The sequence below is a fragment of the Dysosmobacter acutus genome, from assembly GCF_018919205.1.
GTDB classification, from domain to species: Bacteria; Bacillota; Clostridia; order Oscillospirales; family Oscillospiraceae; genus Oscillibacter; species Oscillibacter acutus.
Window position 1 is genome coordinate 1,956,025 of record NZ_JAHLQN010000001.1, and the last position, 24,945, is coordinate 1,980,969.

General features: G+C 58.4%; 21 protein-coding genes. 13 read left to right on the forward strand and 8 right to left on the reverse strand.

The features are described from left to right. The 12 genes from KQI82_RS09445 to KQI82_RS09500 all read left to right on the forward strand — a co-directional run bounded on the left by KQI82_RS09445 (nt 1) and on the right by KQI82_RS09500 (nt 15,059). Nucleotides 1-1,773 (forward strand): V-type ATP synthase subunit A, encoded by a 1,773-nt coding sequence (locus KQI82_RS09445; RefSeq protein WP_216632518.1) that lies wholly within the window; start codon nt 1-3, stop codon nt 1,771-1,773. Beyond that, a complete protein-coding gene (locus KQI82_RS09450; protein WP_187333916.1) occupies nt 1,770-3,152 on the forward strand; it encodes a V-type ATP synthase subunit B in 1,383 nt (460 codons plus the stop codon). Before KQI82_RS09445 ends, KQI82_RS09450 begins: the two co-directional genes overlap by 4 nt. Nucleotides 3,153-3,163: 11 nt before the next feature. After that, nucleotides 3,164-3,856: a V-type ATP synthase subunit D gene (locus KQI82_RS09455; RefSeq protein ID WP_187333917.1), complete on the forward strand. Its 693-nt coding sequence runs from the start codon at nt 3,164-3,166 to the stop codon at nt 3,854-3,856. Then, a complete protein-coding gene (locus tag KQI82_RS09460) occupies nt 3,849-4,604 on the forward strand; it encodes a gamma-glutamyl-gamma-aminobutyrate hydrolase family protein (protein ID WP_216632519.1) in 756 nt (251 codons plus the stop codon). Before KQI82_RS09455 ends, KQI82_RS09460 begins: the two co-directional genes overlap by 8 nt. Nucleotides 4,605-4,798: 194 nt before the next feature. After that, entirely contained in the window at nt 4,799-5,518 is a 720-nt protein-coding gene (gene pyrH, locus KQI82_RS09465) for a UMP kinase (RefSeq protein ID WP_216632520.1), read from the forward strand. Nucleotides 5,519-5,520: 2 nt separating this feature from the next. Beyond that, nucleotides 5,521-6,078, forward strand: a complete 558-nt coding sequence (gene frr, locus KQI82_RS09470) for a ribosome recycling factor (protein ID WP_216632521.1) — start codon at nt 5,521-5,523, stop codon at nt 6,076-6,078. Next, nucleotides 6,078-6,830 (forward strand): isoprenyl transferase, encoded by a 753-nt coding sequence (locus KQI82_RS09475; RefSeq protein ID WP_216632522.1) that lies wholly within the window; start codon nt 6,078-6,080, stop codon nt 6,828-6,830. The genes frr and KQI82_RS09475 overlap by 1 nt, the downstream gene beginning before the upstream one ends. 31 nt (nt 6,831-6,861) lie before the next feature. Beyond that, nucleotides 6,862-7,788 (forward strand): phosphatidate cytidylyltransferase, encoded by a 927-nt coding sequence (locus tag KQI82_RS09480; RefSeq protein ID WP_216632523.1) that lies wholly within the window; start codon nt 6,862-6,864, stop codon nt 7,786-7,788. Nucleotides 7,789-7,794: 6 nt separating this feature from the next. Then, nucleotides 7,795-8,940 (forward strand): 1-deoxy-D-xylulose-5-phosphate reductoisomerase, encoded by a 1,146-nt coding sequence (locus KQI82_RS09485; RefSeq protein WP_216632524.1) that lies wholly within the window; start codon nt 7,795-7,797, stop codon nt 8,938-8,940. A gap of 9 nt (nt 8,941-8,949) precedes the next feature. Beyond that, the gene (locus KQI82_RS09490; protein WP_216632525.1) at nt 8,950-10,011 is read left to right on the forward strand and encodes a M50 family metallopeptidase; all 1,062 of its coding nucleotides are present in this window, start codon (nt 8,950-8,952) and stop codon (nt 10,009-10,011) included. Nucleotides 10,012-10,019: 8 nt separating this feature from the next. Continuing rightward, nucleotides 10,020-11,057 carry a flavodoxin-dependent (E)-4-hydroxy-3-methylbut-2-enyl-diphosphate synthase gene (ispG, locus tag KQI82_RS09495; protein WP_216632526.1) on the forward strand — a complete coding sequence of 346 codons (1,038 nt, stop codon included), beginning with the start codon at nt 10,020-10,022 and terminating at the stop codon, nt 11,055-11,057. A gap of 27 nt (nt 11,058-11,084) precedes the next feature. Beyond that, on the forward strand, nt 11,085-15,059 hold the full coding sequence (locus tag KQI82_RS09500) for a PolC-type DNA polymerase III (RefSeq protein ID WP_216632527.1): 3,975 nt from the start codon (nt 11,085-11,087) through the stop codon (nt 15,057-15,059). 43 nt (nt 15,060-15,102) lie between these two features. Here the strand turns inward: KQI82_RS09500 and KQI82_RS09505 are convergent, their stop codons facing one another. Both KQI82_RS09505 and KQI82_RS09510 read right to left on the reverse strand, forming a co-directional pair. Further along, a complete protein-coding gene (locus KQI82_RS09505; RefSeq protein WP_216632528.1) occupies nt 15,103-16,731 on the reverse strand; it encodes an amidohydrolase in 1,629 nt (542 codons plus the stop codon). 152 nt (nt 16,732-16,883) lie between these two features. After that, the gene (locus tag KQI82_RS09510) at nt 16,884-18,212 is read right to left on the reverse strand and encodes a sigma-54 interaction domain-containing protein (protein WP_216632529.1); all 1,329 of its coding nucleotides are present in this window, start codon (nt 18,210-18,212) and stop codon (nt 16,884-16,886) included. Nucleotides 18,213-18,430: 218 nt separating this feature from the next. On the opposite strand from KQI82_RS09510, the gene KQI82_RS09515 reads away from it, so the two are divergent. Continuing rightward, nucleotides 18,431-18,943: a ferritin gene (locus KQI82_RS09515; RefSeq protein ID WP_216632530.1), complete on the forward strand. Its 513-nt coding sequence runs from the start codon at nt 18,431-18,433 to the stop codon at nt 18,941-18,943. Between the two features lie 70 nt (nt 18,944-19,013). On the opposite strand, the gene KQI82_RS09520 is transcribed toward KQI82_RS09515, so the two are convergent. The 6 genes from KQI82_RS09520 to KQI82_RS09545 all read right to left on the reverse strand — a co-directional run bounded on the left by KQI82_RS09520 (nt 19,014) and on the right by KQI82_RS09545 (nt 24,557). Beyond that, complete coding sequence (locus KQI82_RS09520) at nt 19,014-19,406, reverse strand: thioesterase family protein (RefSeq protein WP_216632531.1); 393 nt, start codon at nt 19,404-19,406, stop codon at nt 19,014-19,016. A gap of 24 nt (nt 19,407-19,430) precedes the next feature. Beyond that, nucleotides 19,431-20,498 (reverse strand): ABC transporter substrate-binding protein, encoded by a 1,068-nt coding sequence (locus KQI82_RS09525; protein ID WP_216632532.1) that lies wholly within the window; start codon nt 20,496-20,498, stop codon nt 19,431-19,433. A gap of 22 nt (nt 20,499-20,520) precedes the next feature. Next, nucleotides 20,521-21,378 carry an ABC transporter permease gene (locus tag KQI82_RS09530; RefSeq protein WP_216632533.1) on the reverse strand — a complete coding sequence of 286 codons (858 nt, stop codon included), beginning with the start codon at nt 21,376-21,378 and terminating at the stop codon, nt 20,521-20,523. After that, a complete protein-coding gene (locus KQI82_RS09535) occupies nt 21,375-22,247 on the reverse strand; it encodes an ABC transporter permease (protein WP_216632534.1) in 873 nt (290 codons plus the stop codon). The genes KQI82_RS09530 and KQI82_RS09535 overlap by 4 nt, the downstream gene beginning before the upstream one ends. Further along, complete coding sequence (locus KQI82_RS09540) at nt 22,237-23,421, reverse strand: ABC transporter ATP-binding protein (RefSeq protein WP_216632535.1); 1,185 nt, start codon at nt 23,419-23,421, stop codon at nt 22,237-22,239. The genes KQI82_RS09535 and KQI82_RS09540 overlap by 11 nt, the downstream gene beginning before the upstream one ends. Nucleotides 23,422-23,600: 179 nt before the next feature. Beyond that, a complete protein-coding gene (locus KQI82_RS09545) occupies nt 23,601-24,557 on the reverse strand; it encodes an RluA family pseudouridine synthase (protein ID WP_216632536.1) in 957 nt (318 codons plus the stop codon). Nucleotides 24,558-24,945: the final 388 nt, after the last annotated feature.

The following is a 24,945-nucleotide window of genomic DNA, read 5'->3' on the forward strand; positions in this document are numbered from 1 at the left end:
TTGAGTGGTAAAGTTGTAAAAGTTTCCGGCCCGCTGGTGGTTGCCACCGGACTTTCGGACGCGAATATGTCCGACGTGGTCCGGGTGGGCCCGCAGCGGCTGATCGGTGAAATCCTGACGATGAACGGTGACTCCGCCTCCATTCAGGTCTATGAGGAGACCTCGGGCCTTGGCCCCGGCGCCGAGGTGGAGACCACCGGCTACCCCATGAGTGTGGAACTTGGCCCCGGCATGATCGAGGGCATCTACGACGGCATCCAGCGTCCGCTGGAAAAGATCGTGGAGAAGGTAGGCGCCTGCATCACCCGCGGCGTGGAAGTGCCCGCGCTGGACCATGAGAAGAAGTGGGAGTTCACCGCCGTGGTGGAGCCCGGCGCCAAGGTGACCGGCGGCGACATCATCGGCACGGTGCCCGAGACGCCGGTGGTGCTTCACAAGGTGATGGTCCCTCCCAATCTGAGCGGCACCATCACCAGAATTCAGAGCGGCTCCTTCACGGTTCTGGAGCAGGTGGCCACGCTGCGCAGAGAAGACGGCAGCGAGGTGGAGCTGACCATGTCCCAGAAGTGGCCAGTCCGCACCGGCCGCCCCTACCAGCACAAGTATCCTCCGGTCAAGCCCCTGTGCTCCGGCCAGCGCGTGATCGACACCATGTTTCCCATTGCCAAGGGCGGCACCGCCGCAGTTCCGGGCCCCTTCGGCTCCGGCAAGACAGTGGTGCAGCACCAGCTGGCCAAGTGGTCCGACGTGGACATTGTGATCTACATCGGCTGCGGCGAGCGGGGCAATGAGATGACCGACGTGCTCCGGGAGTTCCCGGAGCTGAAGGACCCCCGTACCGGCGAAAGCCTGATGAAGCGCACGGTGCTCATCGCCAACACCTCCGATATGCCCGTGGCCGCCCGTGAGGCCAGCGTGTACACCGGCATCACCATCGCCGAGTACTTCCGGGATATGGGCTACGACGTGGCCGTCATTGCCGATTCCACCTCACGCTGGGCCGAGGCGCTGCGCGAGATGTCCGGCCGCCTGGAGGAGATGCCCGGTGAAGAGGGCTATCCCGCCTACCTTGCCTCCCGCCTTGCCCAGTTCTACGAGCGGGCCGGCAGCGTGGAGTGCATCGGCTCCGACGACCGCCGTGGCAGCCTGACCGCCGTGGGCGCCGTGTCCCCTCCCGGCGGCGACCTCTCCGAGCCTGTGTCCCAGGCCACCATGCGGATTGTCAAGGTCTTCTGGGCCCTGGATGCCCAGCTGGCCTATAAGCGCCATTTCCCGGCCATCAACTGGCTGAGCTCCTATTCGCTGTATCTGGACTCCCTGAAGCCCTGGTTTGACGAGAACCTGGGGAAGGAGTTCATGGCCAACCGCGCCGCCGCCATGAAGCTGCTCCAAAGCGAGGCAAGCCTGAACGAAATCGTCCAGCTGGTGGGTAAGGACGCCCTCTCTCCCGCGGACCAGCTGACGCTGGAGGCCGCCCGCATGGTTCGGGAGGACTTCCTTCAGCAAAACGCATTTGTGGATGTGGACGGCTTCTCCTCCTATGACCGGCAGGAAAAGCTGCTCAGTCTGATTCTGAATTACGACGCGCTGTGCCGCGCCGCCATTTTGAAGGGCGCGCCCACCGCCAGGCTCTTCGATATCCCGGCCCGTGAAAAGATCGGACGCGCCAAGAGCGTGGAGGCCGACGAATATGTCCAGGTCTATGCGGCCATTGAGACGGAAATGGAGCGAGAGATCAAAGCCATTGTGGACGAGGGAGGTGAGGACCAGTGATTCGCGAATATCGTACCATTCAGGAGATCGCCAGCCCGCTGATGATGGTTCGCATGGTGGAGAACGTCACCTATGATGAACTGGTGGAGGTGGAGCTGCCCGACGGCGGCATCCGCCGCGGCAAGGTGCTGGAGGTCAACGGCGACACCGCCGTGGTGCAGCTCTTTGAATCCGCCCAGGGCATCAACCTGGCCCAGTCCAAGGTCCGTTTCCTGGGCCATCCGCTGCAATTAGGCGTGTCCGGCGACATGCTGGGCCGCGTGTTCAACGGCATGGGCCAGCCCATCGACGGCGGCCCCGACATCTTGGCGGAGGAGTACCGGGACATCAACGGCCTTCCCATGAACCCCGCCGCCCGGGATTACCCCAATGAGTTCATCCAGACCGGCGTCTCCACCATCGACGGCCTGAACACCCTGGTCCGCGGCCAGAAGCTGCCTATTTTCTCCGGCTCCGGCCTGCCCCACGCCAACCTGGCCGCCCAGATTGCCCGCCAGGCCAAGGTGTTGGGGGATGACGGTTCCAACTTTGCCGTGGTCTTTGCCGCCATCGGCATCACCTTTGAGGAGTCCGAGTTCTTTGTCAGCGAGTTCCGCCGCACCGGCGCCATCGACCGCACCGTGCTCTTTTCCAACCTGGCCAACGACCCGGCCGTGGAGCGCATCTCCACGCCCCGCATGGCGCTGACCGCCGCCGAGTATCTGGCCTTTGAAAAGGGCATGCACGTGCTGGTCATCATGACGGATATCACCAACTACGCCGAGGCGCTGCGCGAGGTCTCCGCGGCCAAGAAGGAAGTACCCGGCCGCCGCGGCTTCCCCGGCTACCTCTATACGGACCTTGCCACCATGTATGAGCGGGCCGGCCGCCGTCTGGGCTGCCCCGGCTCCATCACCATGATCCCCATTCTGACCATGCCCGAGGACGACAAGACCCACCCCATCCCCGACCTGACGGGCTATATCACCGAGGGACAGATCATCCTGAGCCGTGAGCTCTTCCGCAAGGGAATCAATCCCCCTGTGGATGTGCTGCCCTCCCTGAGCCGACTGAAGGATAAGGGCATCGGCGAGGGAAAGACCCGGGAGGACCACGCCGACACCATGAACCAGCTCTTTGCCGCCTATTCCACTGGTAAGGACAACAAGGAGCTGATGAGCATTTTGGGTGAGGCGGCTCTGACGCCCACGGACCTGCTGTTTGCCAAATTTGCCGATGAGTTTGAGCGGCGTTATGTGAACCAGGGCTATGATGAAAACCGCTCCATTCAGGAGACGCTGGACCTGGGATGGGAGCTTCTGAGCATCCTGCCCACCTCAGAGCTGAAACGAATCAAACAAAAGCACATCGATAAGTATCTGCCGAAAAAAGAACAGTAAGGAGTGGGAGCATGCCAAAGATCAATGTGAACCCCACCCGAATGGAGCTGACCCGGCTGAAGGGAAAGCTCCGCACCGCCCAGCGGGGCCACAAGCTGCTCAAGGATAAGCGGGATGAGCTGATGAAGCAGTTCTTGGACACGGTGCGGGAGGTCAAGGACCTGCGCGCCAAAGTGGAGGAAGAGCTGATGACGGTACACGGCTCTTTCACCGTGGCCTCGGCCCTCATGTCCTCCGAGGCGCTGGAGCAGGCTCTGATGTACCCTAAGCAGAGCGTGGAGCTGTCCATGACTTTCAAGAACATCATGTCGGTCAACGTGCCGGTCTATGAGTTCCGCACCAAGACCCAGTCGGACAGCGACATCTACCCCTATGGCTTCGCGGCCACCTCCGGCGAGTTAGACACCGCCGTGGACGCCTTGGGCAGGGTGTTTCAGGATATGCTGAAGCTGGCGCAGATTGAAAAATCCGCCCAGCTGATGGCCGAGGAGATCGAGAAGACCCGCCGCCGCGTCAACGCGCTGGAGTATGTGATGATTCCCGACACCCAGGAGACCATCCGCTATATCACCATGAAGTTGGACGAAAACGACCGGGCCACCACCACCCGGCTGATGAAGGTGAAGGATATGCTGCTGAAGGAAGCCATAGAGGAGCAGCGTGCCCGGGATGAGGCCGCCCTGCGGGAATTCCGGAATGCATAAGAGACAGATGAAGCGGATTTTGATTGCCGGTCCTCAGCCGGATGACGCCTTTGGGTCGGTGCGGGCGGTTTCAAACGCTGTGCTGCGCTTTCTGCCCGGGGTGGAGCGCTTGATCTCCTTAAATCCGGAAGACCTTGATTCCTGCGATGGGATGATTCTGCCCGGCGGAGTTCCCGATGTGGACCCTGCGCTCTACGCTGAGGAAAATCAGAGCAGCCGGGGCGTAAATCCGGCGCTGGACCAGGCGCAGCTCAGGATGCTGGACCGGGCGGTGGAGCTTGGCGTTCCCGTGCTTGGCATCTGCCGGGGATATCAGCTGATGAACGTCCATTTCGGCGGCAGTCTGGTGCAGGATGGAAGGACCAATGCGATTCACCGTGCCAACGGAAGGGGAGAGGACCTACACGGCGCATACTCCCTGCCGGACACTTGGCTGGAGCGTCTCTACGGCCCCAAAACCGTGATCAATACGCTGCACCATCAGTCCATTAAGCGGTTGGCTCCGGAGTTTACCCTGTGTCAGGTCTGGTTTGACGATACGGTTTCCCCGGAGCGGAGGAGGTTCCTCTGCGCGGAACTCAGCCGGGGCTCAGAGGAGGATTACACGGCGGAGTGCACGGTAGAGGGAATCCGCCATCGGTCGCTGCCGCTTTTCGGCGTGCAGTGGCATCCTGAGCTGCTGAGTCCGGATGGAAAGGACACGGCGGAGCCGGAGAAGCTGTTTTTGTATTTCGCCGGACTAAAGTAAGCGGTTCCGGGCGCAGTGAAACAAAAATTCCTCTGAACCAGTGTAAAAAAATTGAGCCGCTGAAAGCGGCTCAATTTTTTAATTGGTGAAATGTGTCTTTTTCTGAAAATCTTTGTTTTCCCCCTATGCAAAACGGGGAAAATACGGTAAAATACGTTTGTATGTGATTTTAAAGGTTCGGAGGTTATAAGGACATGGACACTCCCATATACAAGCGGGTGCTGTTGAAGATCAGCGGAGAAGCGCTGGCCGGGGACAAACATTCCGGCTTGGATTTTGAGGTCATCGGCCGGGTGTGCGACTCCATCAAAGAGTGTGTGCAGATGGGCGTTCAGGTGGGCCTGGTGGTCGGAGGCGGCAACTTCTGGCGGGGCGTCAAGGACGGCGGAGGACGGATGGAGCGCACGCGGGCCGACCACATGGGTATGATGGCCACTGTGCTGAACTGCCTTGCGGTGGCGGACGTACTGGAGCAAAAGGGCGTGGACGTCCGGGTACAGACCGCCATTGAGATGCGGGCCATTGCGGAGCCCTACATCCGCTCCAAGGCCATCCGCCATCTTGAGAAGGGCCGGGTGGTGATCTTTGGCTGTGGCACGGGAAACCCGTTCTTCTCCACGGATACGGCCGCGGTGCTGCGTGCGGCGGAGATCAGCGCCGAGGTGATCCTGCTGGCGAAAAATATCGACGGTGTGTATTCCGCTGATCCCATGAAGGACCCGGATGCCGTCAAATATGATTTCATTACCTATGACGACGTGCTGGCCCAGCACCTCCAGGTGATGGACTCCACCGCCACGTCGCTGTCCATGGACAATCACATCCCGGTCCTGCTGTTTGCACTGAAGGATCCCCATAACATTGTCCGCGTTGTCTGCGGAGAGAAAATCGGCACAATTGTGAAGGAGGCATAACCATGTTAAAAGAGGAATACAAGGTCTATGAGGGAAAAATGAAAAAGAGCATCGAGTCTGTCAGCGCAGACTTTGCTTCCGTCCGCGCCGGCCGGGCCAACGCCGCTGTACTGGACCGCATCAGCGTGGACTATTACGGTACGCCCACTCCCATCCAGCAGATTGCGTCCATCGCCTCTCCCGATCCCCGATCCCTGGTGATCCAGCCCTGGGACACCTCTGCGGTCAAGGCCATTGAAAAGGCCATTCAGAACTCTGACCTGGGCATCAATCCCCAGAACGACGGCAAGAGCATTCGTCTGAACTTCCCTCAGCTCACTGAGGAGCGCCGCAAGGAGCTGGTAAAGCAGATCCACAAGTATTCTGAGGGCGGCAAGGTGGCGGTGCGCAACATCCGCCGTGATGCCATGGACCATTTCAAGAAACTTGAGAAGGCCTCCGAGATCACGGAAGACGAGATGAAGCAGGTGGAGAAGGACCTGCAGAAGCTCACCGACGACAGCTGCAAGGAGATCGACAAGCTGCTGGAGAAAAAAGAAAAGGAACTGATGGCAGTCTGATGGCGGAGTTTCTATCAAAAGACAGGGCGGGGCAGGTGGACTTGGGCCGCCTGCCCTGCCATATTGCGATTATTATGGACGGCAATGGCCGCTGGGCAAAGCAGCGGGGCCTGCCCCGCACCGCCGGACATAAGGTGGGCGCGGAGAATTTTCGAAAAATCGCCACGCACTGCAAGAACCTGGGCGTCAAATACCTGACGGTCTACGCCTTCTCCACAGAGAACTGGAAGCGGTCGGAAGACGAGGTGGGCGTCATCATGGGGCTTTTGAAGCGCTATCTCCTTGAAGCCATCGACACCATGGAAAAAGACGACATCCGGCTCCGGTTTTTTGGGGACCTCAGCCGCATCTCCCCGGAGCTTCAGTCTCTGGTGGATCGAACCAACCGGATTTCCTCTCACCTCAGTGAGGAGGATTTTCAGGCCAATATCTGCCTCAATTACGGCGGGCGGGATGAGATTTTACGGGCAGTGCGCCGCTTTGCCTCCGACTGCGCGGCGGGTAAACGGGAGGCGGAGGAGCTGGGCGAGTCCTTATTTTCCGCCTATCTGGACTCCGGCGGTATTCCGGACCCGGAGCTGATCATCCGGCCCAGCGGAGAGCTGCGCTTGAGCAATTTCCTGCTGTGGCAGTGCGCCTACTCCGAATTTTATTTCACCAATACACTCTGGCCGGACTTCGACGAGTCCCAGTTAGATGAGGCCATTGCCGATTATCAGCACAGAGACCGCCGGTTCGGCGGAGTAAAGTGAAAGCACTTTTCACATTTGTGAGGGATTTTGTATGAAAGCAAGGATTTTGGTCGCTGTGGTGGGCATACCCTTTTTGCTCCTTGTACTGGTATGGGCGCCCTCCTGGGCCACTTTGGTGCTGGTTTGTGCCATGTGCGTCATTGGAGCCTATGAGCTGATGCACGCGGTGTTGGGCGAGCGGGGAAAATCAACCAAAGACCCCATGGTCTGGTCGGTCCTTTGGGCGGCGCTGCTCTTTTCCGCCTGGCCCTTCGAGCATGATTCTGTAGTCCGGTTTTGGGGAGAACGGCCGGAGTGGTTCCAGAGGATTCTGCAGCGGGAGTTCAGTATCGTGGCTCTGCTTGCCATGGTGTTTATAACAGTGCTGTTTTTCGACGCCATCTTCTGCTATGGGAAGGAAAAGCAGGTCTCCTTCGGAGAGGTGGCGGCGGCCATTTTTGCGGGCATGGTGTTTCCAACCATGCTCTCCTGCCTGCTGCGGCTTCGGCTGATGGATCAGGGGCAGGCGTGGGTCTTTGTGCCGCTGTGCATCTCCTTCGGCAGCGACACCTTCGCGCTTTTTGCGGGAATGCTGTTCGGAAAACACAAGTTAGCGCCCCATGTGAGCCCCAAAAAAACGGTGGAAGGCGCTGTAGGCGGCCTGTTAGGCGGTGTGATCGGCATGACGATCTTCAAGCTGATTACCGACACGATGCAGTTTGCCCTGACCAGTGAGCCTCCTGTGGTCGCTCAGGCGGGCATAGGGCTCAGCTGGACGTGGGTAATTGTGCTGGGACTGGTGGGCAGTGTGATCAGCCAGATCGGCGATCTGAGCTTTTCCGTCATCAAGCGGGAGTTCGGCGTTAAGGACTATGGCAATCTGCTGCCCGGCCACGGCGGAATTTTGGACCGGTTTGACAGCGTGACGTTTGTAGCGCCCTTTGTCTGGGCCCTTTTGAGCTGGAAGATGAGTTGGTGAGACAAGATGAGCAAAGTGATTTCTGTACTGGGCTCCACCGGCTCTATCGGCCGTCAGACCTTGGACGTGGCCGGACAGTTAGGACTGAAAGTGGCCGCTTTGACCACCAACCGGAATATTGCACTGCTGGAGCAGCAGACGCGGCGGTTCCGGCCGCGTCTTGCCGTGGTTTATGAGGAGGCTGCGGCGGAGCAGTTCCGCGGCCGGGTGAAGGATTTAGAGGTAAAGGTCCTCTCCGGAATGGAGGGACTTTTGGAAGCCGCGTCAATCAAAGAGGCGGATACCGTGGTGACGGCCGTGGTGGGTATGGTGGGCCTGCGCCCCACACTGGCCGCAATTGAGCAGGGAAAGCGAATCGCATTTGCCAACAAGGAGACGCTGGTGTGCGCCGGGGAGCTGGTCATGGATGCGGCGGACCGCCATGGGGCGGAGGTGGTGCCCGTGGACAGCGAGCACTCGGCCATCTTTCAGTGCCTCCAGGGCTGCCGTGACCGCCGGGAGCTCCGCCGCCTGATCCTGACCTGTTCAGGCGGCCCCTTTTATGGAAAAAAATCAGAAGAGTTAAAGCATATGACAAGTAAAGATGCTTTACATCATCCCAATTGGAAGATGGGCCCTAAAATCACAGTGGACTGTGCAACGCTGATGAATAAAGGACTGGAGGTCATCGAGGCGATGCGGCTCTACCGCCTGCCTCTTTCCCAGGTGGATGTGGTGATTCACCGCCAGAGCATTGTCCACTCCCTGGTGGAGTACCGGGACGGCGCGGTGCTGGCTCAGTTGGGAACGCCGGATATGCGTTTACCCATCCGGTATGCGCTGACCTATCCCTGCCGAGGTGAAAATCCGGAGCCGCCTCTGGATCTGCTCTCCTGCCCGCCGCTGACCTTTGCAGCGCCGGACCTGGAGTCCTTTCCCTGCCTGCGCCTGGCCATGGAGGCGGCGCAGGAGGGAGGCACTGCCTGTGCGGTGCTCAATGGCGCCAATGAGGAGGCGGTGGGGCTTTTCCTGAAGGGGGAAATCGGCTTCACGGAGATTCCCGAACTGGTGGAATCTGCCCGGAGAAGGGTTTTGGTGAAATGGAATGCCTCCCTGGAGGATATACTGGAAGCAGACAGGTGCGCCCGGGCAGCTGTACTTGGCAGACAATGAGGTAATAGAATGGTTTATATCTTAGCGGCAATTCTCATTTTCGGCATCCTGATCGCGGTCCATGAGCTGGGCCATTTCCTCTCAGCAAAGGCCTGCGGCGTGCGGGTCAATGAGTTTTCCATCGGCATGGGCCCCGCGATTTTCCATAAGAAAAAAGGGGAGACGGAGTACTCCCTTCGCATATTGCCCATTGGCGGCTACTGCGCCATGGAGGGGGAAGAGGAGGACTCTGAAGACCCCCATGCCCTGAACAACCAGGGGTTTTGGAAAAAAGTTTTGATTTTTGCCGCCGGCGCGATCATGAACTTCATTGCAGGTCTTCTGATCATCATGATCCTGTATTCCTCCGCAGGCGCCTTCCGGATGCCGGTGGTCAGCGGCTTTGCCCCCGAATTCACCGCGGAAGGGGAGATGGGGATTCAGGAGGGCGACCGGATTTTGTCCATCGACGGAGAGCGAATTTATGTTTATTCCGATATCCCCCTGTTCTTGAGCCGCGGAGACGACAACACCTATGAACTGCGGATCCTCCGGGACGGGGAGAAGAAAAATCTTACGCTTTCACTGCCCTATCAGGAGTACACCGGCACCGACGGGAAGAGCTACCAGGGGTATGGGCTCTACTTTGGTGTGCTGGAGGAGGGGACGCTTCTTGCCAAGCTGAAATACAGCTGGCTCAACGCGGTGGATTTTGTGCGCATTGTCCGCTACAGTTTGGTGGAACTGGTCACCGGCGGGGCCTCCGTAAAGGACCTCAGCGGCCCTGTTGGAATCGTCAGCACCATCACCCAGGTGGGGGAGGACGCCTCCTCCTGGCGGGATGCGCTGGACAACATCCTCTATTTTGCGGCGCTGATTGCCGTCAACTTAGCGGTGATGAACCTGCTGCCCCTGCCTGCCCTGGACGGCGGAAAAATTTTCTTCCTGGTGGTCAACACTCTGTCGCAGCACCTTCTGCGCAGGCAGATTCCGGCCAAATATGAAAACTACATCCATGCGGCCGGGTTCGCCCTGCTGATGGTGCTGATGCTGTTTGTGACATTCAACGATATCGTAAAACTGTTTCAATGAGGTGAAGTATGACAAAGCAGCTTCAAGTGGGCAATGTGTTGGTGGGCGGCGGCGCGCCGGTGTCCATCCAGTCCATGTGCAACACAGATACCCGCGATGTGGAGGTCACGGTGGCCCAGATCCATCGTTTGGAGGAGGCAGGATGTGAGATCATCCGCGTGGCCATTCCCGACGAGGCCGCGGCCAGGTCGGTGGACCGGATCAAGGAGCAGATATCCATTCCGCTGGTGGCCGACATCCACTTCAACTACCGCTATGCCCTGGAGTGCGCCCGGCGGGGCGTTGACGCCATCCGAATCAACCCGGGCAATATCGGCGGCGGGGAGAAGGTACGGGCGGTGGCGGAGCTCTGCCGTCAGAAGGGAATTCCCATCCGCATCGGAGTCAATGGAGGCTCCCTTGAAAAGGAGCTGCGCCAAAAATACAACGGCGTCACCGCCGAGGCGCTGGTGGAAAGCGCCATGGGGCATGTGGCGCTGCTCAACCAATTTGACTTTGACGACATCTGCATCAGCGTCAAATGCTCCGACGTGCCCCTGACCATGTCCGCCTACCGGCTGCTCAGCGAGCGGACGGACTACCCGCTGCACCTTGGAGTCACGGAAGCGGGCACGCCCTCTATGGGAATGGTAAAATCCGCCATCGGCATCGGCGGACTGCTGTGCCTTGGCATCGGGGACACCATCCGGGTGACGCTGACCGCGGACCCGGTGGAGGAGGTCTACGCGGCCCATAAGATTCTCAGAGCCGCCGGACTGCGCGCCTCCGGCGTCAATCTGATCGCCTGCCCCACCTGCGGACGCACCCGGATCGACCTGATCCCGATTGCGGAGGAGGTGGAGCGGAGGCTGCAAAACTGCCGGAAAAACATCACCGTGGCGGTGATGGGCTGCGCGGTCAACGGGCCAGGGGAAGCCTCGGCCGCGGACATCGGAATTGCCGGGGGCAATGGGGAGGGAATCCTATTCCGAAAAGGAAAACTGCTTTACAAGGTTCCTCAGGAACAGCTGGTGGACGCCCTGATGAAAGAGATTGAACTGCTGTAACGACATCAATGCAAAAGAGGAAGATCAATGGCTCAAAAGATCCCATTTTTTGATATGTTTGCCGACCTGACGCCGCCCCGGGAGCTTCACCTGAAGCTCTATGGCTCCTATCTGAGCGGCGCGGTCATGGACCGGTCCCTGCGGAGCATCACCCTCCAGCTGGTGACGGAGGTGGAGCTGTGCGGAAAGGAGGTCTCCGACCTTCAGGAGATGATCGCCGGAGTCTACGGATTCAGCAAGGTGAAAATCGACGCCTCCTGCCAGCGCCCAGCCCCGAAAGTGAGCGCCAAATCCGGCGGAAAAGGCGGAAAAGCGCCCTCTCAGATTCTCCTGGGCAGCGTCATCAAGGGAAGCCCCGTTCCCATGGAGGACCTGAACCCAAAGATGGGCACCGTCACCGTGGAGGGAAAGGTATTTTTTGCCGACTGCCATGAGACCCGCCGCCCCGGCGTATGGAGCCTGAGCTTTGACATGACTGATTTCCGGAATTCCATCACCGTTCGGAAGATGCTGCGGGATCAGGAGGTGGAGCAGCTTAAGGACGCCATCTCGCCCGGGATGTGGCTGAGGGTTCAGGGGAAGATGGAGCTGACCTACGACGGCCGGGATGTGCAGCTCAACCCCTACTGCATCAATGTGGTGGAGCACACCCAGCGGCAGGACACAGCGCCGGAAAAGCGGGTGGAGCTGCACCTGCATACCAAGATGTCCAATATGGACGCGCTCACCGACACCAAGGAGGTGGTGAAGGAGGCCATCCGCTGGGGCCATAGCGCCATCGCCATCACCGACCACGGCGTGGCCCAGTCCTTTCCGGAAGCCGCCAAGGCGGCCGGGGACAAGATCAAGGTCATCTACGGCGTGGAAGGATACTTTGTCAACAACCTGGACGACCGCATCGCCGTCCACGGGACCCAGAGCTGCGCCTTTGACGGGGAGTTCGTCTGCTTTGACATCGAGACCACGGGACTGAAGGTGATGCAGGAGGCCATTACGGAAATCGGCGCGGTGGTGCTGCGAAACGGTGAGGTCTGTGAGAGTTTCCAGACCTTTGTCAACCCCAACCGCCGCCTGATGCCGGAGATCGTTGGCCTGACCGGGATCACCGACGACATGCTCAGGGACGCGCCGCAGCTCAAGGAGGCATTGAGCGCCTTTCTGGACTTTGTGGACGGGCGGCCCCTGGCTGCCCACAACGCGGAATTTGACATCGGCTTCATCCGGGAGGGCTGCCGGAAGGTGGGGCTTCCATTTCAGCCCACCTATGTGGACTCGCTGATCCTGGCGCAGAATCTGCTGCCGGAGCTGGGGAAATACAAGTTGGACATTGTGGCCGAGGCGCTGAAGCTGCCGGCCTTTAATCACCACCGGGCCAGCGATGACGCGGCCACGGTGGCCTACATGCTCATCCCCTTCTTTGAGATGCTGAAAGGGAAGGGCCTCGGCGACATCCAGGAGGTAAACGGCGAGATGGCCAGACTGCGGCCCCTGGGGAAGAAGGTCAACCGCCAGCCCAAGCACATCATTCTGCTGGCTAAGAACAAGGCGGGGCTCAAGAACCTCTATCAGCTGATCTCCGCCTCCAACCTCAAATACTTTAAGCGTGTGCCCACCATTCCAAAGAGCGAGCTGATCGCCCACCGGGAGGGTCTCATCATCGGCTCCGCCTGCGAGGCGGGGGAGCTGTTCCGGGCCGTGGTGGACCACAAGGACTGGGACGAGCTCAAACGGATCGCCTCCTTCTACGACTACCTTGAGATTCAGCCTCTTTGCAACAACCAGTTTATGCTGCGCAACGGAACCGTGCGGACGGAGGAGGAGCTGCGGGAGTTCAACCGCACCATCTGCCGGCTGGGCGAGGAATTGGGCAAGCCCGTCTGCGCCACCGGCGACGTCCACTTTCAGGAGCCGGAGGACGAGGTATACCGCCACATTTTGCTGGCGTCCAAGAAGTTCCCGGACGCCAACGAACCCCTGCCCATCTACTTCAAGACAACGGACGAGATGCTGACGGAGTTTTCCTATTTGGGTGAGGAGAAGGCCCTTGAGGTGGTGGTGAAAAACCCCCAGGCCATTGCCGACCAGGTAGAGGTCATTGAGCTGCTGCCCAAGGGCCAGCTGTTCCCGCCCCGGCTGGAAAACTCCAAGGAGGATTTGAACCGCCTGGTCTGGGAGAAGGTGCACGCCCTCTACGGCGAGGATCCGCCCCAGCTGATTGTGGACCGCCTGAATGTGGAGCTGGGCGGCATTCTTGGCAAGTATGACGTGGTTTACATGTCCGCCCAGAAGCTGGTCCAGCGGTCCTTGGAAAACGGCTATCTTGTGGGCTCGCGAGGCAGCGTGGGATCGTCTCTTGTGGCCTATATGTCGGGTATTACGGAGGTCAACTCCCTGCCGCCCCACTACCGCTGTCCCAAATGCAAACACTCTGAGTTCATCCAGGACGGCTCCTACGGCTGCGGCGCGGATATGCCGGACAAGGTATGTCCGGTCTGCGGAGAGCAGTATGTAAAAGACGGCTTTGACATCCCCTTTGAGACCTTTTTGGGCTTCGGAGGCGGCAAGGTGCCTGATATCGATCTGAACTTCTCCGGCGAGTACCAGGCCAAAGCCCACCGCCACGCCATTGAGATGTTCGGCGAGACCCAGGTGTTCCGGGCCGGAACCATTGGCACGCTGGCGGAGAAGACCGCCTACGGCTTCGTGAAAAAGTACCTGGAGGAAAACGGCATGAGCGCCGGCAGAGCGGAGGAGAACCGCCTAACCCTGGGCTGCGTGGGAACCCGCCGCACCACCGGGCAGCATCCCGGCGGGCTGGTGGTGGTGCCCGACGACATGGACATCGAGGACTTCTGCCCGGTTCAGCACCCGGCGGACGACCCCAACAGCGATACGGTCACCACCCACTTTGAATATCACTGCATGGAGGACAACCTCCTGAAGCTGGACATGTTGGGACACGATGATCCCACCATGGTGCGCATGATGCAGGACCTGACCGGCGTGGACCCCCACGGCATCCCCTTGGACGACCCGGACACCATGTCCATCTTCACCTCCAGCAGGGTGCTGGGGTATGAAAACGACGAAATCCTTGGCCCCACCGGCGCTGTGGCCATTCCGGAGTTCAACACCCGTTTTACCCGCCAGATGCTGGTGGACACCCAGCCCAAGGACTTCAACACCCTTGTGCGGCTGTCCGGCTTCTCCCACGGCACCGACGTGTGGCTGGGCAACGCCCGGGAGCTGATCGTCAGCGGCACGGCCTCCGTTCTCGAGACGGTGGGCTGCCGGGATGACATTATGCTCTACCTGATCTCCAAGGGCCTGGAGGCCAAGATGTCCTTTAAGATCATGGAATCTGTCCGTAAGGGAAAGGTGAAGAAAAACGGCTTTGAGGACGGCTGGGTGGAGGCCATGGAGTCCCACGGCGTGCCGGCGTGGTACATCGATTCCTTGGCCAAGATCGGCTACCTCTTCCCCAAGGCCCACGCGGTGGCCTACGTGATGATGGCCTTCCGAATCGCCTGGTACAAGGTTCATGAGCCGCTGGCCTTCTATGCCACCTTCTTCTCGGTCCGTGCAAAGGCCTTTGACGCGGAATACTGCTGCGCCGGGCTGGACGCGGTGAAGAAAAAAATCCGGGAGATTGAAAACAACAAGGACGCCACGGCGGTGGAGCAGGACCTGCTGACCACCCTGGAGGTGTGCTATGAGTTCTATCTCCGGGGCTTCCACTTTGACACCATCAACATCTATGAATCCGACGCCACCAAGTTCAAGGTGGTGGAAAAGGGGTTGCTGCCGCCCTTTACCTCTGTCCATGGACTGGGCGAGTCCGCCGCGCTGGACACCGTGGAAAAGCGGAGGGGAAAGCACTTCATCTCCATCGAGGAGTTCTCCATGTGCTGCAGCAAGCTGTCCAAGACCCATATCGAACAGCTGAGGGGACTGGGCGCGTTCGCGGGCATGGCGGAAACCAGCCAGATCACCCTCTTCTAAGGAAAAGGCAGCCGCTTATCAAAAGCGGCTGCCTTTTTGACAGTTACCGGGAGTAGACGACCTTGCCGCCCAGAATGGTGTGATCCACCAAAATGTCCCGCAGCGCCTCGGCTTCCACGGCAAAGGGGTCTTTGTCCAAAACCGCCATGTCCGCCAGCTTGCCCTCGGTGATGGTGCCCTTGCGATGATCCTCAAAGGCGGAGTAGGCGCCGTTGATGGTGAAGATTTTCAGAGCCTCCTCCACCGTGACCGCCTGGTCGGCGTTCCAGGGCTCCGGAGGATTGTGATCCACATTGCGGCGGGTGACAATGGCGTAGACGCCTTTAAAGACGTTTGGGGTTTCCACCGGGATGTCGGAGGAGCCGGTGATCACCACGCCAAGGTCGGTCAGCGCCCGCCAGGCGTGGCAGCTCTTTTCCCGCTCCTCGCCCACGCGGCTCGCCATCATGGGGATGTCGGTAGAGGTGGAGATGGGCTGGGTATTGATGATCAGGCCCATTTTTGCAATGCGCTTGTACTGGTCCGGATGCCCCACAAAACAGTGCACGATCCGGTGGCGGTGGTCGGTTTTTGGCGATTCCTTCAAAACCCGCTCATAAGCGTTCAGCAGCATCTCAAGGGCGCCGTCGCCGATGGCGTGGATGCACACCTGCATCCCGGCATTGTGGGCGGTGAGGATATTCTGGTACAGCTCCTCAGGGGTGTAGTAATAGAGGCCTGTGTTGCCGGGATCGTCGCTGTAGGGCTCCAGCATCCCCGCCGTCCTGGCACCAAGGGTGCCGTCGGACCACTGCTTCATGGGGCCGATGCGGTAAAAATCGTTTCCGTATCCGGTCCGCAGATCCGGGTGGCGCTCAAGGAACTCAGCGATATCTTCAGCCTTGGGCAGGGAGATTTTCTGATAAATGCGGACCGGGAGGCGGCCCTCGGCAATCAGCTCCTGGTAGGCGTTGTAGATATCGATGAAGTCCCCGCCATAGCCCAGGTCATAGGAGTCCTCGGTGTGGATGGAGGTGACGCCGTAGCGCAGAAGGTCGCCGCCGCCGTCCACAATGGCCCGCTTGATCTCGCTTAAGTTCTGTTTGGCGGTCTTATTCTTCTTGAACCACTCCAGCGACGCCTCGCGGATTACGCCGTTCGGCAGCCCGTCGCCGCCTAAGTCGAACTGGCCGCCTTCGATGTAGGTGTCCTTGCAAACGCCGACGCTCTCCAGCGCCGCCGTATTGGCAATGCCGATATGGCCGCAGGTGCGGATAATGAGGATGGGGTGGGTGCGGGAGACACGGTCCAGGTCATTTTTGTCCGGAAAGGTCTTCTCGCCGCTGAACAGGTTCTGGTTCCAGCCCCGGCCCAGGACCCAGGTCCCTTCAGGAATGCTGTGCTGGGCGATGAAGTCGGCGCAGCGGGAGACGATCTCCTCCTTGGAGCCCACTCCCTCTAAATTCACCGCGTTGATGGAGCAGCCATAGGCCACCAGATGGGTGTGGGTATCGATGAAGCCGGGGACCACTGCCCGGCCGCCAAGGTCCATCACCTGGGTGGAGCCGTCCGCCAGCGCTTCCACCTCTTCGTTTGTGCCCACCTTCATAATGGTGTCGCCCTGAACCGCCACCGCTTGGGCGATTTTGCCGTCCATGGTGTAGACGCGTCCGTTTTTCAGAATCAAATCCATTCTCCAATACCTCCTTTTTCATACCGGATGTCCGGTCACAAGAATATAAGCAAATTTCGTGCCAATCTGTTGGCCTGAAGAATCAAGGAATGCAGGGGCCGGGGGGAAGGAAAGGCAAAGAATTTTACATCGGTAGGGCAAAAAATTTTGCCCTACCCGATCTGGTATTTCTCCATTTTATACCGCAGGGTCTGGCGGGAGGTCTTCAGCAGACGGGCAGCGGAGGTGATGCTGCCCGTCGAGCGGAGGGCCTGCTCAATCAGCAGCTTTTCGTAGGCTCCCACGGCTTCCACAAGCGGCGTGCCGGTGCTGAGGCGGCGCTCCTCCTCCGCCGGGGAGTCGAAGAAATACTCCGGCAGGCTCTTGATGGTGATCTGGCCGCTGCATTCCACATTAAAAGCGTGCTCAATGACGTTGCGCAGCTCGCGGACATTGCCGGGCCAGGCGTGGCTCAAAAACGCATGGGAGGTCAGATCACTGAGGCCCTGTATGGAGCGGCCAAGCTCTAAGTTGAAGCGATCGATGAAGTGGGCGGACAGAGGCAGGATATCCTCTTTGCGCCGGCGCAGGGGAATAAGGGAAATGGGGACCACGCTGATTCGGTAGAAGAGGTCCCGGCGGAGTTTTCCGCTGCGCAGAACCTCCTGGGGGGACTCGTTCATAGCGCAGATCACCCGGGTGTCCACGGCGATGTCCCGGGTGCCGCCGACCCTGCGGAAGGTGTGCTCCTCCAACGCCTTGAGCAGTTTGGACTGGATGGAAAAGTCCATGGAGTTGATCTCGTCCAAAAAGAGCGTTCCGCCCTCCGCCAGTTCAAAGAGCCCTTTCTTTCGCTCCGCGCCGGTAAAACTGCCCTTTTCCGTGCCGAAAAAGAGGCTTTCCAGCAGCGTGTTCGGGATGGCGGCACAGTTCTGGGCGATGAAGGGCCGCTCCCTGCGGCTGCCGCTGGTGTGGATCGACTGGGCCACCAGTTCCTTTCCCGTGCCGGTTTCGCCGTAGATCAGGACCGGGGAACGGGTCTGGGCAATGCCCGCGATCTGAATCTTCAGCTCTTTCATCTGCTCGTTTTCCGTGATGATGTCGGAGAGCTGGTACAATCCGCCATCCTTTCCGGCGCTCTTTTCCCGCTTTGCGCCGTCCCCGTAATAGGAAGAGGCGCAGAGGGCGCCGATCACCTTTCCCTCCACCACGATGGGAAGGGTGGTGCTGACAATATCCACCTGGTCGCCTTTGAAGTTCTTGAGATGCTGGATGTCGTCAATCCGGGCGGATTTACTGTGCAGGCACCGCATGATGGTGCTGGTCTCCTCCGTCAGCGTGGGATAGAGCTCCAATATGTGCTTTCCCACTACCTCGGAGCACTGGTAATAGCGGTTATCGGACCACTTTCCGTACTCCACGTATCCATCCTTGTCACAAAAGATCAGGGCGTCGGCGTTTGCATATAGGCCCACGGCCTGCTGCATGTAATTGATGAGCATGGAACTCTCCTACCTTCCGCATAAAACTGGTGCGCGGAGAAACAAAGCTTATTTTAATATTGTAGCTAAGAAAAGCGGGGAAAGCAAGGGAGCAAAAAAATTCTATGAAACTGAAAGAAATGTGGTATTTGCAATAGCGAGTATCCGGTTTTAGAGGTAAAATCAAAACAACAATAAGGCCCCGAACGGCCCAATTCAAAACGAAGGAGATTGTAACAATGATGAACGAAACAGTATCCAAACTGCTCAATCAGCAGGTGAACAAGGAGTTCTATTCCGCCTATCTCTATCTGGATTTTTCCAATTACTATGAACGCCGCGGCCTGGACGGCTTTGCCAACTGGTACAAGGTGCAGGCCCAGGAGGAGCGGGATCATGCCATGCTCTTCTATCAGTATCTCCAGAACAACAACGAGCTTGTGACGCTGGAGGCCATTGACAAGCCGGACAAGGTGTTCAGCGACGATATGGCTCCGCTGAAGGCCGCGCTGGAGCATGAGATCTACGTCACCAGCCTCATCAACGACATCTATGCGGCGGCCTATGAGGTGAAGGATTTCCGCACTATGCAGTTTTTGGATTGGTTTGTCAAGGAGCAGGGCGAGGAGGAGACCAACGCCAACGACCTGATCTCCAAAATGGAGCTATTTGGTTCCGATCCCAAGAGCCTCTACATGCTCAACAGCGAGTTAGCCGCCAGAGTGTACGCGGCCCCATCCCTGGTGCTGTAAGCGGCTGCGAACGCTTCCAAAGGCATAGAAAAAGCCCCGCGCACGTCATTCGTGCGCGGGGCTTTCGTTTTTATCCCTTTTTGAGCTTTGCGTTGCACTTGGTGAGGAAGCGTTCGCTGGCGATGACAGCCCGCTGATGGGTGCCCTGGCCGATCAGGCCCAGCTCGTCGTAAGCCATCACTTTGAACTCCACCATCTTGGCGTCCGCCGCGATGATCTCCGCCTCCGCCCGCACCTTCATTCCGATGGGGGTCGGCGAGTCATGGGAGACGTTCAGATGGGTGCCCACAGAGCCCTGCCCCTCTTCAAGAAACGGCTGGAGGCACTGCATGGCCGCGCTTTCCATCATGGCCAGCATGAACGGAGTGCCGAACACGGGCAGAGCCCCGGAACCTGCGGCGGCGGCGGACATTTGGTCCGTCACAACTGCTTCCACTGTAAACTTAGAACCGATTTTAGTCACAATTGACACCTCGCTCCCATAAAATCAGGAGCCCAGCTTCAGCCATTTGTCCGTATAGAACTCCTTCAGGATATCCTGGGGCAGATTGGTGAAGGTCTCACAGGTGGCCAGCACCTCGTCGGAGGGATAGGCTACCGGGTTGCTGCGGGTTGCCTCGTCCAATGCGTCGTACACGGACTGGAGGGGAGTGGAGTAGCCGATGGCCTCGCAGTTGGCCAGGCCCACTTCGGTGGAGCACATGAAGTTGATGAACTTCTCGGCGTTTTCCTTGTTTGCGGCGCTGGTGGGGATGCACATGGCGTCGGTAAACAGGTTGGACCCCTCGGAGGGAACGACAAAGGCCAGGTCCGGGTTGGTCTCCTGCATGGTCAGGAAGTCTCCGGCATAGTAGACGCCGATGGCGGCTTCGCCGTTTTCCATTTTGCCGAAAATCTCGTCCATCACCTTGGCCTGGACGATGCCGTCCGCCTTCTGCTTGGCCAGAAGATCGATGGCCTCCTGCAGCTCACCCGGGTCGGTGGTGTTGTAGGAGTAGCCCAGATACTTCAGGGCAATGCCGATGGCGTCCCGGGAGTTGTTGATCATCAGCACCTGCCCGGCATACTTGGTGTCGAACAGGGCGCTCCAGCTGGTGATGGAGTCGGAGATCATGGAGGTGTTGTAGATGATGCCCACCGTGCCCCACATATAGGGCACAGAGTATTCGTTGGCGGGGTCGTATTCGGGGTTGACAAAGTTATCCATCACATCGGAGAAGTTGGGGATGTTGTCAAAATTCAGCTTCTGCAGCATGCCCTCCTCGATCAGGCGGGAGATCATGTAGTCGGAGGGAATAATCACATCATAGGAGTCTCCCTGCTTCAGGTTGGAGTACAGGGTCTCATTGTCGGAACAGACCTTGTAGTTGACCTTGATCCCGGTCTGCTCCTCGAACTCCTTGATGACATCCATGGTATCGTCTTCACCGTCAGAGATGTATTCGCCCCAATTGAGGACGTTTACCTCGCCGTTGGGCGTGTTGCTGGAACCGCATCCGGCCAGCAGGGTGGAAAGCATCAGCAGTGCCAGGGCAAGAGAAAGCTTTTTTTTCAATTCAGGTAGTCTCCTTTTCCGTTTATTTTTGCGGTATCAAAGCCGCTTTTTGTTTTATGGCCTGCCGGTCCTGGCTGGCCTGGCGCAGATTGACAATGGCCAGCAGCATCAGTACGGACACAAACAGCAGCGTGGAGATGGCATTGATCTCCGGTGTGATCTGCCGCCGGGCCATGGCGTATATCTCCATCGCAAGGGTGGAGACCTTGGAGCCGGCCGTAAAGTAGGAGATCACGAAATCGTCGATGGACATGGTGAAGGCGATGATGGCGCCGTTGATGATGCCGGGCATCAGGTCCGGCAGAATTACCTTCCGGAACGCCGTGAAGCCTGTGGCACCCAAGTCCTGGGCCGCCTCATAGATATGGGGGTCCAGCTGGCGCAGCCGGGGCATGACGGACAGGATTACGTAGGGAATGTCAAAGGTCACATGGGCGATCAGCATGGTGCCGAACCCCTTGGTCCAAGTGACGCCGGCGGCCTGGCCCAGCGTGGCGTTGAAGGTGTCAATGGCCAGGACAAAGAGCAGCGAGAGGGAGACGCCGGTGACGATATCCGCGTTGGTCAGCGGCACGTTGTTGATGGACATGCAGGCACTGCGCCAGCGCCGCTTCAACGAGGCAAAGCCGATGGAGGCGGCCGTGCCCACCACCATGGAGATCAGCGCCGCCAGAACGGAGACCAGCAGCGTGGTCTGAAGCGCCTGTAAAATGGCGTCGTTCTGGAACAGCTTCACATACCACTGCAGGGAAAACCCGCCCCAGACCGTGCGGCTTTTGGTGGCGTTAAAAGAGAAGACGATCAGGACGAAAATGGGCGCATAGAGAAAAAGAAAGACCAGCACCAGGAAAAAGCGGTTGAGGAAATTGTTCCTTTTCACAGCAGCATCGCCTCCTCTTCACCTTCGCCGAAGCGATTCATCACCGCCATGCAGATCAGGACGATGACCATCATCACCAGAGAGATGGCGGAACCCAGATAGGGATTGTAGGCGCCGCCTAAGAACTGGGCCTCAATGAGATCGCCAAGCAGTGTCACCATGCCGCCGCCTAAGAGGCGGGAGATGGCGAAGGTGGACACGGCCGGAACAAACACCATGGTGATTCCGGAGAGCACGCCGGGAAGAGACAGGGGGAAGATGACCTTTTTGAACACCATGGAGGTGCTGGCCCCTAAGTCCTGGGCCGCCTCAATGAGCTTTGGATCGATCTTTTCAATGACCGTAAAAATCGGCAGGATCATAAAGGGCAGGAAGTTGTAGACCATGCCCAGCACAATGGCCCCCTCCGTGTTGATCATGGGGAAGAAGGAGATGGGCACATATCTGCTGGGGTCGGCCGCGAAGTGGACGGCGATGTTGTTATAGAGATCGATGAGGCCGATGTTCTTGAAAAAGGTGTTGATAAGGCCTGTGTTCTCCAAAAGAGACATCCAGGAGTAGGTGCGCAGGAGAAAGTTCATCCACATGGGCAGCATGATGAGCATGGTGGCAATGCGCCGCATGCCGGGGCCCTCCCGGGCAAGAAAGTAGGCCATGGGATATCCGATCAGGATGCACAGCACTGTGGCAATGGCGGCCAGGAGGAAAGAGCGGCCAAACACGCCGGCGTATTCCCCCATGGTTTTAAAATTTTCAAGGGTGAACCCGGAGTCGGACTGGAAGGCATAGACCACCACCAGGATCAGCGGGGCCACCACAAAGATCGCCATCCAGACCACATAGGGGAGGGAGAGCCACTTATTCTTCATCGCTTTCACCCTCCGGCGGCTCCTCCTCGTCCTCGGTGGCGTCGGAAAGCTCGTCATACTCTTCACTGTAGGAGCTGTAGTCGCCGAATTTGCCGGAGTAATCGCTCTTTTTCATAATGTGGAAGCCGTCCGGGTCGATTTTGACGCCGATCTTCGCTCCCACGGGGGAGTGGTCGGTGGTCTGAATGAGCCACTTGAAGCCCCGGAAGTCCACGATGATGTCGTACTGCATGCCCTTGAAGGTGACGCTGGTCACCGTGCCGGTGAGCTGGCCCTGGGCCACGGGGACGATGTCGATGTCCTCGGGGCGAATGACCACATCCACCGGCTCGTTCGGCGCGAAGCCGCCGTCCACGCAGGGGAACTTCTTTCCGTACATCTGCACCACGCCGTCTTCCACCATCAGTCCATCGATGATGTTGGACTCACCGATGAAGTCCGCCACAAAGGCGTTTTTCGGCTCATTGTAGATATCCTCCGGAGTGCCGATCTGCTGGATGGTGCCCTTGTCCATCACCACGATGGTGTCGGACATGGTGAGGGCCTCCTCCTGGTCGTGGGTGACATAGACAAAGGTGATGCCCACCTGCTGCTGAATTTTCTTCAGCTCGATCTGCATATCCTTGCGCAGCTTGAGGTCCAGGGCGCCTAAGGGCTCATCCAGAAGAAGGACCTTGGGCTGGTTGACCAGGGCCCGGGCAATGGCCACGCGCTGCTGCTGTCCGCCGGAGAGGGCGTCGATCTTGCGGTGTTCAAATCCCTTCAGGCTGATGATCTCCAGCATCTCCATCACACGGTTCTGGATTTCTTCCTCCTCTAATTTGACCATGCGCTTGGGGTTGGCCGGGTCAGGGATTTTCTTCATCCGAAGGCCGAACGCGATGTTCTCAAATACGTTCAAATGGGGAAAAAGAGCGTATTTCTGGAACACCGTGTTGATCTGCCGCTTATAGGGCGGAACATCATTAATCCTCACACCGTCGAAGAGGACGTCTCCCGACGTAGGTGTCGTGAAGCCGCCAATAATCCGCAGCGTGGTGGTCTTGCCGCACCCGCTGGGCCCAAGCAGTGTGAGGAATTCTTTGTCTTTGATATAGAGATTCATGTCTTTGAGAACAAGCTCATCGTCAAACGCCATGCAGCAGCCCCGCAGGCGAATCAACTCTTTGGACATTTATCCTCCCCCGTTTCCTTTGTAATGATCCGCCTCTTCTCTTTGCCCCAGGGGAACCTGAAATTCGGCATAGAATGGTGGCCGCATACCTTCTTACAACGAAAATTTGTCGAAAGAACAGCATGCAGCCGCGCTGAATGCAACTATATAGGAAACATCTTGAAAAGTCAAGAAAATACTTAAGGAAAATACTTATTTTTAAATGCCACGTCGGACACGCTGAAGGCTTTGCCCCGCAGGTAGTTGAGCGGGCCCGCGTCAGTGGGGAAATCGAAGACCAGGCGGTAGGAATAGAGGGCCTGGCGCGTCTCGTGATACCGCCGGTTGACCGCGCCGTCTCCATACTTTCCATCCCCCAACAGCGGGTGGCCGGCATCGGCAAAGGAGGCCCGGATCTGGTGGGTCCGGCCGGTGAGCAGCTCCGCCTCCACCAGGGAAAGCTCACCGCGGGTCTCCAGCGTGCGGTAAAGCGTCAGCGCGGAGCGGCCGCCGCTGACCGGGCGGTGGTAGACAAAGACCTGCTTTTTCGCCTCGTCCTTTAAGAGGAAGCACTCTAATTTTCCCTGAGGAGGCTGCATCCGCCCCAAGGTAATGCAGAGGTAGAGCTTTTTGATCTCCCGGTTTCGGATCTTGTCGTTGATGATCCGCAGGGTCTGTGCGTTTTTGGCAGCGATGACGATGCCGCCGGTGTTGCGGTCGATGCGGTTGCACAGCGCCGGCGTGAAGGAGTTCTCCCCCCTGGGGTTCCACTCTTTCTTTTGATATAGGTATGCCTGGACGTGGTTGATGAGGGTGTTGACCTTCTCCGTTTCGTCCGCGTGCACTACAAGGCCGGGGCGCTTATTCAGCAGCATCAGGTTTTCGTCCTCATAGAGGATGTCCAGCTGAGGCTTGAAGAGGGTGAGGAAGGCGTTGTCCTCTGTGGGCCGGTCAAAAAACTCATCGTTGATGTAGAGCTGTATAACATCGCCCGCCAGCAGGCGCGCATCTTTTTTGGAGCCCTTGCCGTTGACCTTGACCCGCTTGAGGCGGATGTATTTTTGAAGCAGAGCGGGGGGCAGCAGCGGCAGCGTCTTTGCAACAAAGCGGTCCAGCCGCTGACCGGCGTCATTTTTCCCAATGGTGAGTTCCCGCATTCCGTTGCCCTCCCGCAAAAAACCAGCGGTTGATGTCCCGCTGAAAAAGTAGTATTTTCTATTTTATCTGATTTGAAAAATTTAAGTCCCTCCTCGGTCGTGTTGTGTCCCTCCGCTTCCGCCACAAAGTGCCCCCCCGGCTTTACCCCTGTATCCTCATCCGTCGCGTGCATGCGCTAACCAAAAAAAAAAATACTTATTGAGTTCAATCAAGTCAGAAATAATACGACCTTCTCCATTTATCTGACACAAACCCCCTCCTCGATCCCCCCGCCTCTTGTGCTCGCTTCATCACCTATTGCCGATTGCCAGTTCTTTTTCCTCTCAACGGCCCTTATTTATCCCAGCCCCCCCACCACACATCATCCCATGCCCCGCTCAATGAGAT

What these genes read in the sequence shown, in the direction of transcription:
- KQI82_RS09455 (WP_187333917.1), top strand. Translation starts at nt 3,164, where the DNA reads ATGCCAAAGATCAATGTGAACCCCACCCGAATGGAGCTGACCCGGCTG.
- KQI82_RS09460 (WP_216632519.1), top strand. Translation starts at nt 3,849, where the DNA reads ATGCATAAGAGACAGATGAAGCGGATTTTGATTGCCGGTCCTCAGCCG.
- pyrH (WP_216632520.1), top strand. Translation starts at nt 4,799, where the DNA reads ATGGACACTCCCATATACAAGCGGGTGCTGTTGAAGATCAGCGGAGAA.
- frr (WP_216632521.1), top strand. Translation starts at nt 5,521, where the DNA reads ATGTTAAAAGAGGAATACAAGGTCTATGAGGGAAAAATGAAAAAGAGC.
- KQI82_RS09475 (WP_216632522.1), top strand. Translation starts at nt 6,078, where the DNA reads ATGGCGGAGTTTCTATCAAAAGACAGGGCGGGGCAGGTGGACTTGGGC.
- KQI82_RS09480 (WP_216632523.1), top strand. Translation starts at nt 6,862, where the DNA reads ATGAAAGCAAGGATTTTGGTCGCTGTGGTGGGCATACCCTTTTTGCTC.
- KQI82_RS09485 (WP_216632524.1), top strand. Translation starts at nt 7,795, where the DNA reads ATGAGCAAAGTGATTTCTGTACTGGGCTCCACCGGCTCTATCGGCCGT.
- KQI82_RS09490 (WP_216632525.1), top strand. Translation starts at nt 8,950, where the DNA reads ATGGTTTATATCTTAGCGGCAATTCTCATTTTCGGCATCCTGATCGCG.
- ispG (WP_216632526.1), top strand. Translation starts at nt 10,020, where the DNA reads ATGACAAAGCAGCTTCAAGTGGGCAATGTGTTGGTGGGCGGCGGCGCG.
- KQI82_RS09500 (WP_216632527.1), top strand. Translation starts at nt 11,085, where the DNA reads ATGGCTCAAAAGATCCCATTTTTTGATATGTTTGCCGACCTGACGCCG.
- KQI82_RS09505 (WP_216632528.1), bottom strand. Translation starts at nt 16,731, where the DNA reads ATGGATTTGATTCTGAAAAACGGACGCGTCTACACCATGGACGGCAAA.
- KQI82_RS09510 (WP_216632529.1), bottom strand. Translation starts at nt 18,212, where the DNA reads ATGCTCATCAATTACATGCAGCAGGCCGTGGGCCTATATGCAAACGCC.
- KQI82_RS09515 (WP_216632530.1), top strand. Translation starts at nt 18,431, where the DNA reads ATGATGAACGAAACAGTATCCAAACTGCTCAATCAGCAGGTGAACAAG.
- KQI82_RS09535 (WP_216632534.1), bottom strand. Translation starts at nt 22,247, where the DNA reads ATGAAGAATAAGTGGCTCTCCCTCCCCTATGTGGTCTGGATGGCGATC.
- KQI82_RS09540 (WP_216632535.1), bottom strand. Translation starts at nt 23,421, where the DNA reads ATGTCCAAAGAGTTGATTCGCCTGCGGGGCTGCTGCATGGCGTTTGAC.
- KQI82_RS09545 (WP_216632536.1), bottom strand. Translation starts at nt 24,557, where the DNA reads ATGCGGGAACTCACCATTGGGAAAAATGACGCCGGTCAGCGGCTGGAC.